At 37.3% G+C, this 13299-nt stretch carries 16 protein-coding genes; 12 read left to right on the top strand and 4 right to left on the bottom strand.

The features are described 5' to 3' along the window. The first annotated feature begins 11 nt into the window (after positions 1-11). The 4 genes from J4Q03_RS10870 (at position 12) to J4Q03_RS10855 (ending at position 2146) form a co-directional block, all read left to right on the top strand. Entirely contained in the window at positions 12-581 is a 570-nt protein-coding gene (locus tag J4Q03_RS10870; protein ID WP_426048199.1) for a methyltransferase family protein, read from the top strand. 181 nt (positions 582-762) lie between these two features. Continuing rightward, complete coding sequence (locus tag J4Q03_RS10865) at positions 763-1059, top strand: 2TM domain-containing protein (RefSeq protein ID WP_426048198.1); 297 nt, start codon at positions 763-765, stop codon at positions 1057-1059. A gap of 21 nt (positions 1060-1080) precedes the next feature. Continuing rightward, positions 1081-1350: a 2TM domain-containing protein gene (locus tag J4Q03_RS10860; protein ID WP_426048197.1), complete on the top strand. Its 270-nt coding sequence runs from the start codon at positions 1081-1083 to the stop codon at positions 1348-1350. A gap of 52 nt (positions 1351-1402) precedes the next feature. Further along, positions 1403-2146 (top strand): LytR/AlgR family response regulator transcription factor, encoded by a 744-nt coding sequence (locus J4Q03_RS10855; protein ID WP_426048196.1) that lies wholly within the window; start codon positions 1403-1405, stop codon positions 2144-2146. A gap of 168 nt (positions 2147-2314) precedes the next feature. On the opposite strand, the gene J4Q03_RS10850 is transcribed toward J4Q03_RS10855, so the two are convergent. Next, positions 2315-3211, bottom strand: coding sequence for a hypothetical protein (locus J4Q03_RS10850; protein ID WP_426048195.1), 897 nt, complete (start codon positions 3209-3211; stop codon positions 2315-2317). A 137-nt stretch (positions 3212-3348) separates the two neighbouring features. On the opposite strand from J4Q03_RS10850, the gene J4Q03_RS10845 reads away from it, so the two are divergent. Together J4Q03_RS10845 and J4Q03_RS10840 are read left to right on the top strand one after the other, a co-directional pair. Next, positions 3349-4104: a glycine-rich domain-containing protein gene (locus J4Q03_RS10845; RefSeq protein ID WP_426048194.1), complete on the top strand. Its 756-nt coding sequence runs from the start codon at positions 3349-3351 to the stop codon at positions 4102-4104. 11 nt (positions 4105-4115) lie between these two features. Next, positions 4116-4469 (top strand): hypothetical protein, encoded by a 354-nt coding sequence (locus tag J4Q03_RS10840; RefSeq protein WP_426048193.1) that lies wholly within the window; start codon positions 4116-4118, stop codon positions 4467-4469. Between the two features lie 73 nt (positions 4470-4542). Here J4Q03_RS10840 and J4Q03_RS10835 read toward each other — a convergent pair whose 3' ends face one another. Both J4Q03_RS10835 and mnmA read right to left on the bottom strand, forming a co-directional pair. Continuing rightward, positions 4543-4749 (bottom strand): hypothetical protein, encoded by a 207-nt coding sequence (locus J4Q03_RS10835; protein ID WP_426048192.1) that lies wholly within the window; start codon positions 4747-4749, stop codon positions 4543-4545. A gap of 79 nt (positions 4750-4828) precedes the next feature. After that, positions 4829-6016: a tRNA 2-thiouridine(34) synthase MnmA gene (mnmA, locus tag J4Q03_RS10830; protein ID WP_426048191.1), complete on the bottom strand. Its 1188-nt coding sequence runs from the start codon at positions 6014-6016 to the stop codon at positions 4829-4831. Between the two features lie 117 nt (positions 6017-6133). Between mnmA and J4Q03_RS10825 the strand changes: the two genes are divergently transcribed. Further along, on the top strand, positions 6134-6661 hold the full coding sequence (locus J4Q03_RS10825) for a hypothetical protein (protein ID WP_426048190.1): 528 nt from the start codon (positions 6134-6136) through the stop codon (positions 6659-6661). 246 nt (positions 6662-6907) lie between these two features. Here J4Q03_RS10825 and J4Q03_RS10820 read toward each other — a convergent pair whose 3' ends face one another. After that, a complete protein-coding gene (locus J4Q03_RS10820; RefSeq protein WP_426048189.1) occupies positions 6908-9439 on the bottom strand; it encodes an ATP-dependent Clp protease ATP-binding subunit in 2532 nt (843 codons plus the stop codon). A gap of 152 nt (positions 9440-9591) precedes the next feature. On the opposite strand from J4Q03_RS10820, the gene J4Q03_RS10815 reads away from it, so the two are divergent. The 5 genes from J4Q03_RS10815 to J4Q03_RS10795 are packed head-to-tail and all read left to right on the top strand — an operon-like array spanning position 9592 to position 13250. Continuing rightward, positions 9592-9816: a uroporphyrinogen decarboxylase gene (locus J4Q03_RS10815; RefSeq protein ID WP_111954019.1), complete on the top strand. Its 225-nt coding sequence runs from the start codon at positions 9592-9594 to the stop codon at positions 9814-9816. Then, positions 9816-10910, top strand: coding sequence for a glycosyltransferase (locus J4Q03_RS10810; protein WP_426048188.1), 1095 nt, complete (start codon positions 9816-9818; stop codon positions 10908-10910). The genes J4Q03_RS10815 and J4Q03_RS10810 overlap by 1 nt, the downstream gene beginning before the upstream one ends. A 50-nt stretch (positions 10911-10960) precedes the next feature. After that, entirely contained in the window at positions 10961-11380 is a 420-nt protein-coding gene (locus J4Q03_RS10805) for a SufE family protein (RefSeq protein ID WP_426048187.1), read from the top strand. A 2-nt stretch (positions 11381-11382) separates the two neighbouring features. Then, positions 11383-12354: a glycosyltransferase family 9 protein gene (locus tag J4Q03_RS10800; protein WP_426048186.1), complete on the top strand. Its 972-nt coding sequence runs from the start codon at positions 11383-11385 to the stop codon at positions 12352-12354. Further along, entirely contained in the window at positions 12354-13250 is an 897-nt protein-coding gene (locus J4Q03_RS10795; RefSeq protein WP_426048185.1) for a glycosyltransferase family 2 protein, read from the top strand. Before J4Q03_RS10800 ends, J4Q03_RS10795 begins: the two co-directional genes overlap by 1 nt. The last annotated feature ends 49 nt before the right edge of the window (positions 13251-13299 follow it).

Raw genomic sequence — 13299 nt, 5'->3', positions numbered from 1 at the left:
AGTTTAAAAATATGCATTTACTTCAAATTTTGTTCACGGTCTCAATGGTTGCCTGGTTTCTTACGGAGATTCTCTATAAAAACATGTTGAAATCCGGCAAAGAAGACAAGAAAGATAAGGATAAATCTACACTGAATATCTTATGGTTGGCCATTCCGTTTTCCATAGCAGCTTCAGTAACAGTATCTTACATGACAGAATTCCCAATGGCGGAAGGTAGCTGGATCTTTTATACTGGCGAAGCTTGTATTCTTATAGGAATTGTTTTTAGATTTATCATCATCAGATCGTTAGGGAAATATTTTACGGTAGATGTCACAATAAAACAGGATCATCAAATCAAGAAAGACGGCTTCTACAGATACCTGAGACACCCTTCATATACATTTTCCCTTTTAACTTCTTTAGGATTAGGTCTTTATCTTAATAACTGGGTTTCTTTAATCCTGGCTTTTCTGCCACCATTTATCGCTTTTACTTACCGTATAAAAATTGAAGAACAGGCTCTTATAGAACAGTTCGGAGCGGAATATTCAGAATACGTGGAAAAGACCAAAAAGCTTATCCCTTTTATTTACTGATTTTTATTTTTCCATTAGACCTATCCATCTGTAAAATCTATGGAGCTTACAGTTGAACCAATCTTTTTACCATTCAGAAAGCATATTCTACGACTCAGTCATATAAAGTTGAATAGAGCCTCATTTCTAACCTACCTTTGATTCAACAAAAACAACAAACTCACCTTTAACAATAAAAATTATGGAAACATTAGGATACACAAAAGAAACACTGGCTTATGAAAAAGCAGCAAAAAGAGTTAAAGAGCTGAAAGGATTCTACGGAAACCTGACCTCCTACTGTCTGGTTATTCCTTTTCTGCTCGTCTTGAATCTGCTTACATCTCCGGAGCATTTATGGTTCTACTGGCCAATGCTGGGATGGGGAGTCGGGATTATAGCGCACGCTGTGAACGTTTTCGGCATTGGGAAAGATTGGGAAGAAAAAAAGATCAAAGAACTGATGGATCAGGAAAAAAGAAATACAAAAACAACATAATAACTAAAAATTTTAACGATCATGAATTACGATAGCGCATACGAAAGAGTCACTCAGCTGAAAAAATTTTATAAAAACCTTCTCTGGTTTGGAATAGTGGCTGCAATTATATTTTTTAATGATGATAACCGGGAAATCAATTTTTCTTTATTCGACGGATCGGTCATTTTGCTCATATGGGGTATTATTTTGACCGTTAAAGCTGTCAAGCTCTTTCTTTTTGACGCCGAATGGGAAAGAGATATTATAGAAAAAGAGATGAGAAAAAATAAAAAGAACATAGATTTTTAAGTATAATTTTTCTCTATTTTTATTCCTGTTTAAAACTAAAAACTAAAGCTCAATGATCAAGACTGTCATTATCGAAGACGAAAAACCTGCTTCAAGGAAACTGGAAAGAATGCTGAGTAATTTTCCTGAAATAGAGATCGTTGCCAAAATTGAATCAGTAGAGGAGGGAGTCGCCTGGTTTTCTGAAAACGAGCATCCGCAGCTGATCTTTTCTGACATTGTTCTGGGTGATGGCCTGTCCTTTGACATTTTTGAGAAAGTACCCACCAGAGGATTTATTATTTATACAACAGCCTTTGATCAGTATACTTTGAAAGCATTTAAGCTGAACAGCATTGACTATCTTTTAAAACCTATTCTGGAAGAGGACCTTTCGGGAGCAGTAGAAAAGTTTAAATCATTTATCCCGGCCAGCAATACCCCGGGTTCTGAGGATATCAAACAGCTGATCAGGAAAGAAAAGTCTACACTTTCAAGGGTTCTGGTAAAAATAGGATATAATCTGAAAATAGTCCAGACACAGGAAGTAAGCTGCTTTTTCAGTGAAAACAAGATGGTCTACCTTCAGACCGGAGAACGCGCTTATCCTTCAGATTTTACGCTGGATGAGCTTGAAGATATTTTGGAAGAAAAGAAATTTTTCCGTGTCAACAGACAGTTTATCATCAACTCAGACCATATTAAAAATATCCATACATCCCCGTATTATAAAGTTGATCTGGAATTTCAGCCACAAGAAGAGATCACGGTAAGCCGGGACCGGGTAAAAGATTTTAAGGAATGGCTGGTAGGGTAGATTTAGTTGCTAGATTTCAGACATCAGACATCAGACATCAGATTTTAGGTTTAGGCTAGAACAAGATTAAAGCATTATGCGGAAACGTTGCCCCTTAACTTTAAAACCGATCTCGAAACCCGAGCCAAACACCCATACTCTCAAACCCTCTCACTCAATAAACCGCAACTACCTGTAATCAATTCTGTTAGATTCAGTGTCTTCAAGCTGTTGTATAATAGATTTTGGAATCTCATCACTGTCAATCGGTAAGCTGATAGAATCGGAAACAAATGTCTTTCGGTCTGCTTTCTGAAATATTTCAAACAGAGCTATCGGCTCTTGATTAAAACTGATACAAGTACTTATAAAATGAACCTCATGGAGCTTATATTCTGGATTTTTGAGCTTTTCCTTGATATCTTTTATCCTTGAGATAAAGTGCCGCTGTCGGATGAATGTATTGCTGTTCATGATGATGAATACGTAATCTGAATAGGCTGTCACTTTTCCGAAATATTTATGATGATCGCCCCCGCTTCTTTCGATGAAATATTCGCCCGTAGTTTCAGACTTGTAAATCTCCATTGCAGAGCGCCATATCCGTTCTTCCCGGGCCTGAAGAGGATTCTCCGGAAGGTTTCTGTTGTAGGAATACCAGCAGCCAACCAAACGGTCCAGTAAAGCCGTATTCTGCTTCACATTATTCATATCTATCCTGAGATCATTGAAATCGAATGCTTCAGTATTGGAATTAATAAAATCAATGTAATTGGAATAGCCTAGAACCTTTACAATCTGGCTAAGTTTAGCAAGATTTGGCCTGCTTAAAACAGCATTATTGTTTTGCTGATATTTCTTTAGTTTATTGATAATCAGATGCTCATAGAGATAATTTGAGCCTAAGAGATCAGGCTCTTTTTTGATTTCTTTTTCAGAATAATCACTGATGATCAGGTCATTAAGCTCTGCGCCGATGTATGACCATTCGGTTTTCGTCACATCTTCCCAATGATTTTTCTTTAAAAAATGCAGGCTTAAAAAATTCATTAATTTCTCAAGATGCAGTATATCTTCTTTTTTCATCAGCTTTGATATTATGTTTCAATAAATTCCATTTATAAGACTAATATAAGATTTTTATAAATTTAAATAAGATTTTTCAAAGACTTTTATATTCTGAAATCAAATGATATTTGAATAGAAAAACAAAAGTTAACACAATGAAAACAACAATCTTATTAAAAGACGAAAGCCTTTGGGACAGGATCCAGAGATTTTCATTAGATGCTTCAGATGCTGATTTTCCTTTTTCGAAAAAACTGGCTAAAGAAGAACGATGGAGCTTAGACTTTACTCAAAAAGCCATCCAGGAGTATAAAAAGTTTGTTTATCTCTGCTGCATCCTTCCCAATGGAGCCTCTCCAAGCGAAACGGTAGACAAAGTCTGGCATATGCATTTGATTTACACTCAGAATTACTGGGAAGATTTCTGCCCGAATATTTTAAAAAGAAAACTCCATCATCATCCTTCAAAAGGAGGCCCTAATGAAAATACAAAACACAGGAACTGGTTTTCAGAGACCTTGAAGAGCTATCAGGAAATCTTTCAGCAGGAAGCTCCCAGGGATATCTGGTATGAAAAACAAAAGGGTGAAACCAAGACAACCTGGCTGAAAAGATTAAGAATAATTCCTTTATTTATTACTCTTTTCATGCTGTCGTCCTGTCTGGGAGAGGTTATTGGAACATTAACATTGGTAGCTCTACCCATCATAGGTTTTTTTATTTTCTTTCATATGGTCGGTGCATTTCAGCCTAACAGCGAAAATATCACCGTTAAAAAGAAAGATGACAGAAGCAATGACGGAAGTGGTGATGGTGGCGGTTCCAGCTGTAGCGGAGATGGAGGAGGAAGTGGGTGTAGCAGTGGCTGCGGAGGAGGTTGTGGTGGTTGCGGAGGAGGATGTGGCGGTTAAAAAAAGGAGCTATGAAAAAGATAATCATTCACTTAATACCGGTATTGATAAGTTTTGCAGGACTGGCCGTATTCTGCCATACATTCAATCCCATTATTGTAAGAGGACCGGAATTTTTAAAATTCTATTTTACCCTGACTATAGGGTTTTATCTCTCTGTCTTCTGCTTAAAATTCTTTAGGGAGAAACTTTCAAAAATCACCTTTTACTTCATGATCTTTATTTTCGTTCTGGGTGTTGTCAAATTATTCAGGGGGTTGATTTTAGACCGGCCGGTAGGAATTTTATTCAGTATCCTGGTAGTTGAAGTTATTGTCAGTATGATTCTTATATCAACTGAATTCAAGGATAAAATTAAGTACTAAAAATCAGCAGATCAATAAAAAAGAAACCCGAAACAATACATGCTTCGGGATTTATAAGTATCATTAAAATTATTTAATTGTTCTCTTTTTCCTTTACCGGTCTGTAGCCGTATTTGCGCACCATAACAGCAGTGATCACTGCAAGAATGATAGTGGCAGCAATATTTGAAGTTTCCGCATGGACAATCATCTGATAAAGATTGTACCCCAAAACGGCACCTACAACAGGAATTAAAAGTAGATTGACGAAAGCATACTGGTTTTTTGAAGTCGTTTTCATAGTGATATTTTTTATTGTTATTTACTGAGTAAGTCTAACAATCTAAAATTCGTTACAGAAAATTTTCAAAAAATTTTCTTTAGGCAATAACGCCGCTTCCAATCAGCTCTTCATCCATATACCAGGCTGCGAACTGTCCTTCTGCAATCGCCGACTGAGGGTCTTCAAATTCGATATAAGCCGCATGTTCAAACTGATAAAGAACCGCTTTCTGTAATGACTGTCTGTATCTGAATCTCGCCATTACTTCCAGAGATTCTCCACTTTCAAGCTGCATATCCTCACGAACCCAGTGCATCTCAGAATTGTCAATTTTTAATGCTTTTTTGTGCAATCCCGGAGAGCTGTGACCTTCACCTACAAAAATAATATTGTTTTCCATGTCTCTGGAGAGGATAAAACAGCTTTCTTTATGTCCGCCGATACCAAGCCCCTTGCTCTGTCCGATCGTGAAAAATTGAGCACCCTGATGCTTTCCGATTACTTTTCCGTCCGATTTTTTATAATCGATTTTTCTGGATAAAAATTCCAGCTCTTCTTCCTTCGAATAAAATTCAGGCTTTTCCACTGAAAATAAAGGTGAATCTTTGAAGATCTCTACAATTTCCCCTTCTTTGGGAACCAGCTGCTGCTGTAAAAACTGGGGGAGACTTACCTTTCCGATAAAGCATAACCCCTGAGAATCCTTTTTGTCGGCAGTGACAAGTCCGATCTCTTTAGCAATTTCCCTTACCTGAGGCTTGGTAAGCTCTCCGATAGGGAACAACGCTTTTGACAACTGATCCTGGCTTAGCTGACAAAGGAAATAAGACTGATCTTTATTGTTATCTTTTCCGGCTAAAAGGTGGAAAATTTCCTTTCCGTTTTCATCAAAAGTAGAATCTACTCTCGCATAATGTCCGGTTGCCACCTTATCTGCCCCCAAAGACATTGCCGTTTTCATGAAGACATCAAATTTTACTTCTCTGTTGCATAGAACATCCGGGTTTGGAGTTCTTCCTTTCTGGTACTCATCAAACATATAATCTACGATGCGCTCTTTGTAAAGCTCACTCATATCGATCACCTGGAAAGGAATTCCCAGCTTCTGGGCAACCATCAGGGCATCATTACTGTCTTCAATCCACGGACATTCATCCTCCAGCGTTACTGAAGCATCATTCCAGTTTCTCATAAACAAAGCCACAACTTCATGACCCTGCTGCTGCAGCAAATATGCTGTAACACTGGAGTCTACACCTCCAGATAATCCTACTACTACTTTCATTTTATTTCAATTTTACGGAACTCTTAACGGGAGTCCTTAGTTTGACCCGGCAAAAATACAATTAAAAAGATTCGCAAAAAAACCATAATTTTAAACATTGATAAAAACGATATTAATATGAAAAAATTTATTATTCCCGTAATGCTGATGATTTCAGGATCTGTATTTTCCCAGATTACCACCAGTGCACCGGTGGCAGTAACCAACCGCTGGACCTTCGGTGGAGGTATAGGGTTGGGGTTTGGCAGCAACAGTTCATTTTATCTTCAGGCTTCTCCCAGAGTAGGATATAGACTTACCGAAGATCTTGAGGCTGGAGTGGTAGGAAGCGTTTCCTGGCAGACCTCTGATTATTATAAATCCACGATGTTTGGGGTAGGACCTTTTGCCAATTATTATTTTGCAAGATCCTTTTATGTAGGAGCTAATCTTCAACAGTACTTTATCAATTATAAAGACAAATTTTACGATTATAAAGTGAATGAACAGGAAACAGCGCTGTATCTTGGTGGCGGTTATATGCAGAGAATAGGAGGGAACTCTTTTATGCAGCTTGGGGTAATGTATAATGTACTGTGGAAAGAGAATTCGAGTGCTTTCTCCAGCGGTCTTGTCCCAAGTATAGGTTTTGTAGTAGGACTTTAACTTTTTGATTTCAAGATTTTTTAATCCCTCAATATGTTGATATATAAATGGTTGGAATAAATACTCACAAAATAAGTAACATCCAGTGCAAATTTGTGAAATATAAAACAACAGAATCTAAATATCAATAGGGACGGGCTTTAGCCCGTCTAACTTTCATCCGTCTCCGGATCGGCTTTAGCCAAAACATATAAAAACAAAAAGCACCGGAATTTCCGGTGCTTTTCAATATATAATGTTAATCAATTACGATTGAGACTTTTCAGTCGTTTTTTTCGCTTTGGGAGCCTTCCCGATCAATGCATCTTTTGCATCATTAAGATCAAGAATCACTGTTTCTCCTTCAGATAATTGTTTATTTACCAGCATTTCTGCCAACAAATCTTCAATATATTTCTGGATAGCACGTTTCAACGGTCTTGCTCCAAAATCTTTATCCCATCCTTTTTCAGAGATAAAATCTTTTGCTTCATCAGTTAACTCAACTTTATAGCCTAATTTTTCAAGTCTGCCATATAGTTTATTCAGTTCAATATCAATAATTTTCTTGATATCATCCTGTACAAGAGAGTTGAAGATCACAATGTCATCAATTCTGTTTAAGAATTCCGGAGCAAATGCTTTCTTAAGCGCATTTTCAATCGTACTTCTTGCTCTTGAATCTGTACTTGTTTTTTTAGCTGAAGTTCCGAATCCTACACCGTCTCCGAAATCTTTAAGATCTCTTGTTCCGATGTTTGAAGTAAGAATAATAATCGTATTTCTAAAGTCGATTTTTCTTCCCAGGCTGTCTGTAACATGACCTTCATCCAGAATCTGTAAAAGAATGTTGAATACATCAGGGTGGGCCTTTTCAATCTCATCCAGAAGAACCACAGCATAAGGCTTTCTTCTCACCGCTTCAGTCAGCTGCCCGCCTTCTTCATATCCAACGTATCCCGGAGGCGCACCAACCAATCTTGAAACCGCAAATTTTTCCATGTATTCACTCATGTCAATACGAATCAGCGATTCATCAGACTCGAAAAGTTCTCTTGCCATTACTTTGGCAAGCTCGGTTTTACCAACCCCGGTGGTACCAAGGAAAATAAATGTACCGATAGGACGGTTCGGATCTTTAAGACCTGCTCTGTTTCTCTGAATTGCTTTCACAACCTTCTTCACAGCATCTTCCTGACCGATCACTTTTCCGTTCAGTTTCTCATCCATCTGAGCTAATTTATCAAGCTCGTTTTTGCCGACTTTCGTCACCGGAACGCCACTCATCATAGAAACCACTTCTGCTACATTTTCTTCCGTTACGGTTTCTTTTTTCTCTTTTACATCCTTATCCCACTTCTCCTGAGCCGCATTCAGTTCCATCTGAAGACGTTCCTCTTCATCTTTAAGCTTTCTGGCCTCAAGATAATCCTGAGCTTTTACTGCTTTCTGCTTCATTTCTTTGATATCCTCGATTTTCTTCTCAAAATCAATGATTTCAGTCGGAACTTTCATGTTTTTGATGTAAACACGTGAACCGGCTTCATCCATCGCATCAATCGCTTTATCCGGTAAGAAACGGTCTGTAATATATCTCGATGTCAAATTGACACACGCCAGAATCGCTTCCGGAGTATAGACAACATTATGATGCTCTTCATATTTATCTTTAATCTGATTCAGAATCTGAATGGTTTCGTCAATGGAAGTAGGCTCTACCATTACCTTCTGGAATCTTCTTTCCAAAGCTCCGTCTTTCTCAATATACTGACGGTACTCATCCAGTGTTGTAGCCCCGATGCATTGAATTTCGCCTCGTGCCAAAGCCGGTTTAAACATATTGGAGGCATCCAAACTTCCTGTAGAACTTCCTGCACCAACAATAGTGTGAAGCTCATCAATGAATAAGATGACATCTCTGTTCTTTTCCAGCTCAGTCATGATGGCCTTCATTCTTTCTTCAAACTGACCACGGTACTTTGTTCCGGCCACTAAACTTGCCAGATCCAGAGTGATCACACGTTTTCCGTAAAGAACTCTTGAAACCTTTTTCTGTTGAATTCTTAAAGCTAACCCTTCCGCAATCGCAGATTTACCAACTCCCGGCTCCCCGATAAGAAGCGGATTGTTTTTCTTTCTACGTGATAAGATCTGAGAAACCCGCTCAATTTCTTTTTCACGGCCGATTACTGGGTCTAGTTTTCCATCTCTAGCCAAAGAAGTTAAGTCCCTGCCGAAGTTATCCAGTGTTGGCGTTTTACTTTTTGCAGAGCCTAAATTTCCTGAAGGCTTTCTCATCTGCTCAAATTCCTCACGGTCATCATCGTCATCATAAGCACTCATCTGTGGTGCCTGTCCGGAATTTTTAAGCATCGTCTGGTATTCTCTTGAAACTCCTTCATAATCGATGTCGTAAGCGCCCAGAATATTCGAAGTAGGGTCCTCATATTTGTAAAGAATGCCTAAAAGCAGATGAACGGTATTAATTTCATTGCTTTTATATTGTCTGCATTCCAGCTCCGCACGTTTAATGGCATGATCTGCCATCTTCGTGAAAGAAATATTAGTAACCTCCTCAGAAATAGGATTAAGACTTGCTGTATTTAGAGTTTCAATTTTTCTTCTGATTTGTGTTAAATCCGCATTAAGGTTTTGAAGGATTTCTTTTGCAGAGTTTTCTGTTTTTATAATACCTAAAAGTAGATGTTCTGTATTAAGAAATTCACTTTTGAGCCTTTTCGCTTCGCTCTTGCTTTGTTTGAACACCTGGCTCAAACCTTGTGAAAACTTATAATCCATAATATATCTCATTAGAATAATGGCAGCGGTGCCATTTATTCATTATCTAAATTACAAATATTTTACCAAAAATCAATTAATGACTTTATGGCAGAAAAAATTTTATTATCTTATTGAAAATGATTAAGTTTGTTATCCTTTAAAAATTCCCCATGAATCCCGAAATTACTACATATATTGGTTATTCTGCATCCATTTTTATAGTATTGAGTTTTATATTAAAAGATGTAAGGAAAATTAGAATAGTCAATATGATAGGCTGTATCTGCTTTGTCATTTATGGTATCTTCAACGGAATGCTCTGGCCGGTTATTATCCCCAATGGACTGATCTGCTTTATTCAGGTGTATCATTTGCTGGCCGGAAATAAAAAGTAATGAAGAAAAAAATAATTACCTCTGCTTTCAGTAATCTGTATACAGACCAGCGAATAGAAAAGGTATGCAGGACTTTATATGAGAACGGTTATCAGATAGAGCTGATAGGTAATGACTGGAAAGGAGCGGAATCTATGGAGCGGCCTTATCCGTTTTCAAGGATACATTTATCTTCCACAAGTTTAAAAACCGCCTACTTTGAATTTAACTGGAAACTGTATCATCTGTTAAAGAAAAAAGCAGATCATAACACAATTCTTCATGCCAACGACGTTGACGCACTGCTGCCCAATTATCTTATTTCCAAAAAATTAAATATCCCGTTGGTTTTTGACAGTCATGAAATTTTTTCAGAAATGCCTGCAATTCAGGGCAAAATGTCACAAAAATTGTGGAGGTATTTAGAAAAAGAAGTTATACCCAGGCTTAAATTTATGATGACAGCCAGCGGAAGTTATGCAAAATGGTTCCAAAAGAAATACGGAGCTGATCCGGTAGTCATCCAAAATGCACCCAGACGACAGGATTTTACAATTGAAATTCCCGAAAATAATCCTAAAATATTTTTATATCAAGGAGCGATTAATCCTTTTCGGGGTATTGATAAAGCTATTTTGGCAATGCATCATCTTGATGGTGTGATTTTTAAGATAGCAGGGGACGGTCCGAGAAAAAAAGAATATGAAGATCTCGTCAGTAAAGAAAAACTTGAACATAAAGTTCAGTTCTTAGGAAAATTAAAACCGGAAGATCTGAGAAAAATAACAGTAACCGCTGATGTGGGGATGAGTATCGAAGAAAATGGAGGTGAAAGTTACTTTTATTCACTTCCGAACAAGGTTTTAGACTGTATCCAGTCCCGTGTCCCATTAGTGCTGTCGGATCTTCCCGAAATGCAGAATATCAAAAAGCAATTTGATGTAGGGGAAATTATCAAAGACCACCAGCCTGAAAATATTGCTGCTGCCGTACAGAAAATCCTTGATAAAGGGAGAAGAAGCTATCAGGATGAACTGGAAAAGGCTTCTAAAGTATTTTGCTGGGAAAATGAAGAAATAAAACTGCTGAAAGTTTTTGAAAAAGCATCAAAATAAATAATCTTTATAAAAAATGGTATCTTTGCATTAAAAATTTGTTAAAAAAAATGACCATTAAAGAAAAACAGCAGGAAATCATTGAAGAGTTTGCGTTTCTTGATGACTGGGAACAAAAGTATGAGTATATTATTGATCTTGGAAAAGAGTTAAAAGGACTCCCTGAAAATCGCAAAACAGATGATAATCTAATCAAAGGATGCCAGAGTAAGGTATGGATTGATGCTGAATTTAAAGATGGTAAGCTTTTTTTCGATGCAGATTCCGACGGAATTCTTCCGAAAGGTATTGTTTCTCTTCTGGTAAGCATTTACAGCGGCCATTCCACTCAGGAAATTTTAGATTCTGATTTTGAATTCATTTCAGAGATCGGGCTTCAGGAATTTCTTTCGCCGTCCAGAGCAAACGGACTAATGGCGATGACAAAACAGATCAAATTTTACGCAGTTGCCTATCAGCTAAAATCGTAGCCGTGACCAGAATTCTAGCATATCGTTTTTCTGCTTTTGGCGATGTCGCAATGACGGCGCCTGTCTTTCGGGAATTTCTGGAACAGAACCCTAATGTGGAGATTGTTATGGTTTCCAGGAAAAATTTTGAAAGCTTATTTGCTGATATCCCCAATGTTATATTTAAAGGAATTAACCTTGATGATTATAAGGGTATCTTTGGGTTGAGAAGACTGGCTAATGAGCTGATCAAAGAATTTCACCCTGATCTTATAGCCAATCTTCATGACGTGATCAGAACCAAAATCCTGGATAGAATCTACAGAAGAAAAGGATTTAAAGTCTTTAAAATAAACAAAGGAAAAGAAGAAAAAGAAGAGCTTACCGACGTATGGAACTTGAATAAAGTTCAGCTAAAAAAGACGGTTGAGCGTTATGCAGATGTTTTTCGTGCGATGGGTTTCAAAGTAGAGCTTTCTCATAAGCTTAGGCCGGCATCGGGACAAAAATCGGGGATTGGCTTGGCTCCTTTTGCACAGCACAGAGGAAAAATGCTTCCTTTGGAAAAATCATATGAGCTGGCAAAAATTCTTTCAAAAAAACAAACCATCTATTTCTTTGGCGGAGGTAAAAAAGAAACGGAAACCCTTGAAAAATGGGAAAGTGAAATTCCGAATACCAAAAGCCTTTCAGGAAAATTGAATCTTGCAGAAGAACTTCAGAAAATTTCTGAACTGGAACTGATGATCTCTATGGATTCTGCCAATATGCATCTTGCAAGCCTTATGGGAACCCGATGTATCTCCGTTTGGGGCGCAACACATCCTTATGCGGGGTTTCTGGGCTTCGGACAAAGTGAAAAAGATGTGGTCCAGGTGACCGATCTTACCTGCAGACCCTGCTCTGTTTTTGGAGATAAAGAATGTTACCGCGGTGACTGGGCTTGTCTTGAAGAGCTTAATCTCCAGAAGATCGTTGAAAAAATTCAATTATAATGTTGTTGTCAATCTGTATTCCTGTCTATAATTTTGATGTCCGTGGGCTTGTATCTGATTTAAAGAAAGAGATTGGTACTAACGGAATCGATGCAGAAATTATTTTGATTGACGATGCTTCTCTTGGAAACTATAAAAAGACTAATCAAGTACTTCAAAATGAGGTTAAAAACTTCATTTTTCTTGAAGAAAATATTGGCAGATCAAGAATACGTAACCTTTTTCAAAAGTACGCGGAAGGGGAGTATCTGTTATTCTTGGATTGTGACGGAAAAATTACAGACAAAAATTTCTTAAAAAAATATACAGAGTTTATACAAAAAGATCAGGAAACAAAGGTTATTTATGGAGGCAGAAGTGTTTTGAGACACGCTCCGGGGCCTGAATATTATTTAAGGTGGAAATTTGCTATTGAAAGGGAAAATCTGCCTCTCGGGCTTCGTTTGAGTAAACCTTATTTAAGTTTTCAGACCAACAATTTTATTATTAAAAGAGAGGTCTTTGAAAAAATACATTTCAATCCTGACTTTCAAAAATACGGGTATGAAGATCTTCTTTTTGCGATGGACCTAAAATCTGAAAAAATAAAGATAAATCACATAGATAACCCGATTCTTAATAATGATCTTGAAACTAATACTATTTATCTTGAAAAAGTAGCGGAATCTGTAGAAAGCTTAACCAAAATGCTTAGAGACAAGAGTCTGAAGCCAAAATTGTCTGAAGTCAAATTGGTAAGGCTGTACAATAAGCTTTTTTTTAAGTCTTTTATCGAACTGTTTTTAGCTGATAAAACATTGTATGCCCTTAAGTCGAAACTTTTAAAAGGTAATGACAATCTGTATTATCTTGATCTTTACAAATTAGGATTGCTTATCAAAGATATGAAAGAGTAATATCTTGATATTTCTATTAAACAAAAAAATCTCCCAGTTTCCTGAGAGA

It is taken from the genome of Chryseobacterium sp. NFX27 (assembly GCF_049887855.1).
GTDB lineage: Bacteria > Bacteroidota > Bacteroidia > Flavobacteriales > Weeksellaceae > Chryseobacterium.
Note: the sequence above shows the minus strand (reverse complement) of the source record. Positions and strands in the feature narration are given on the sequence as shown.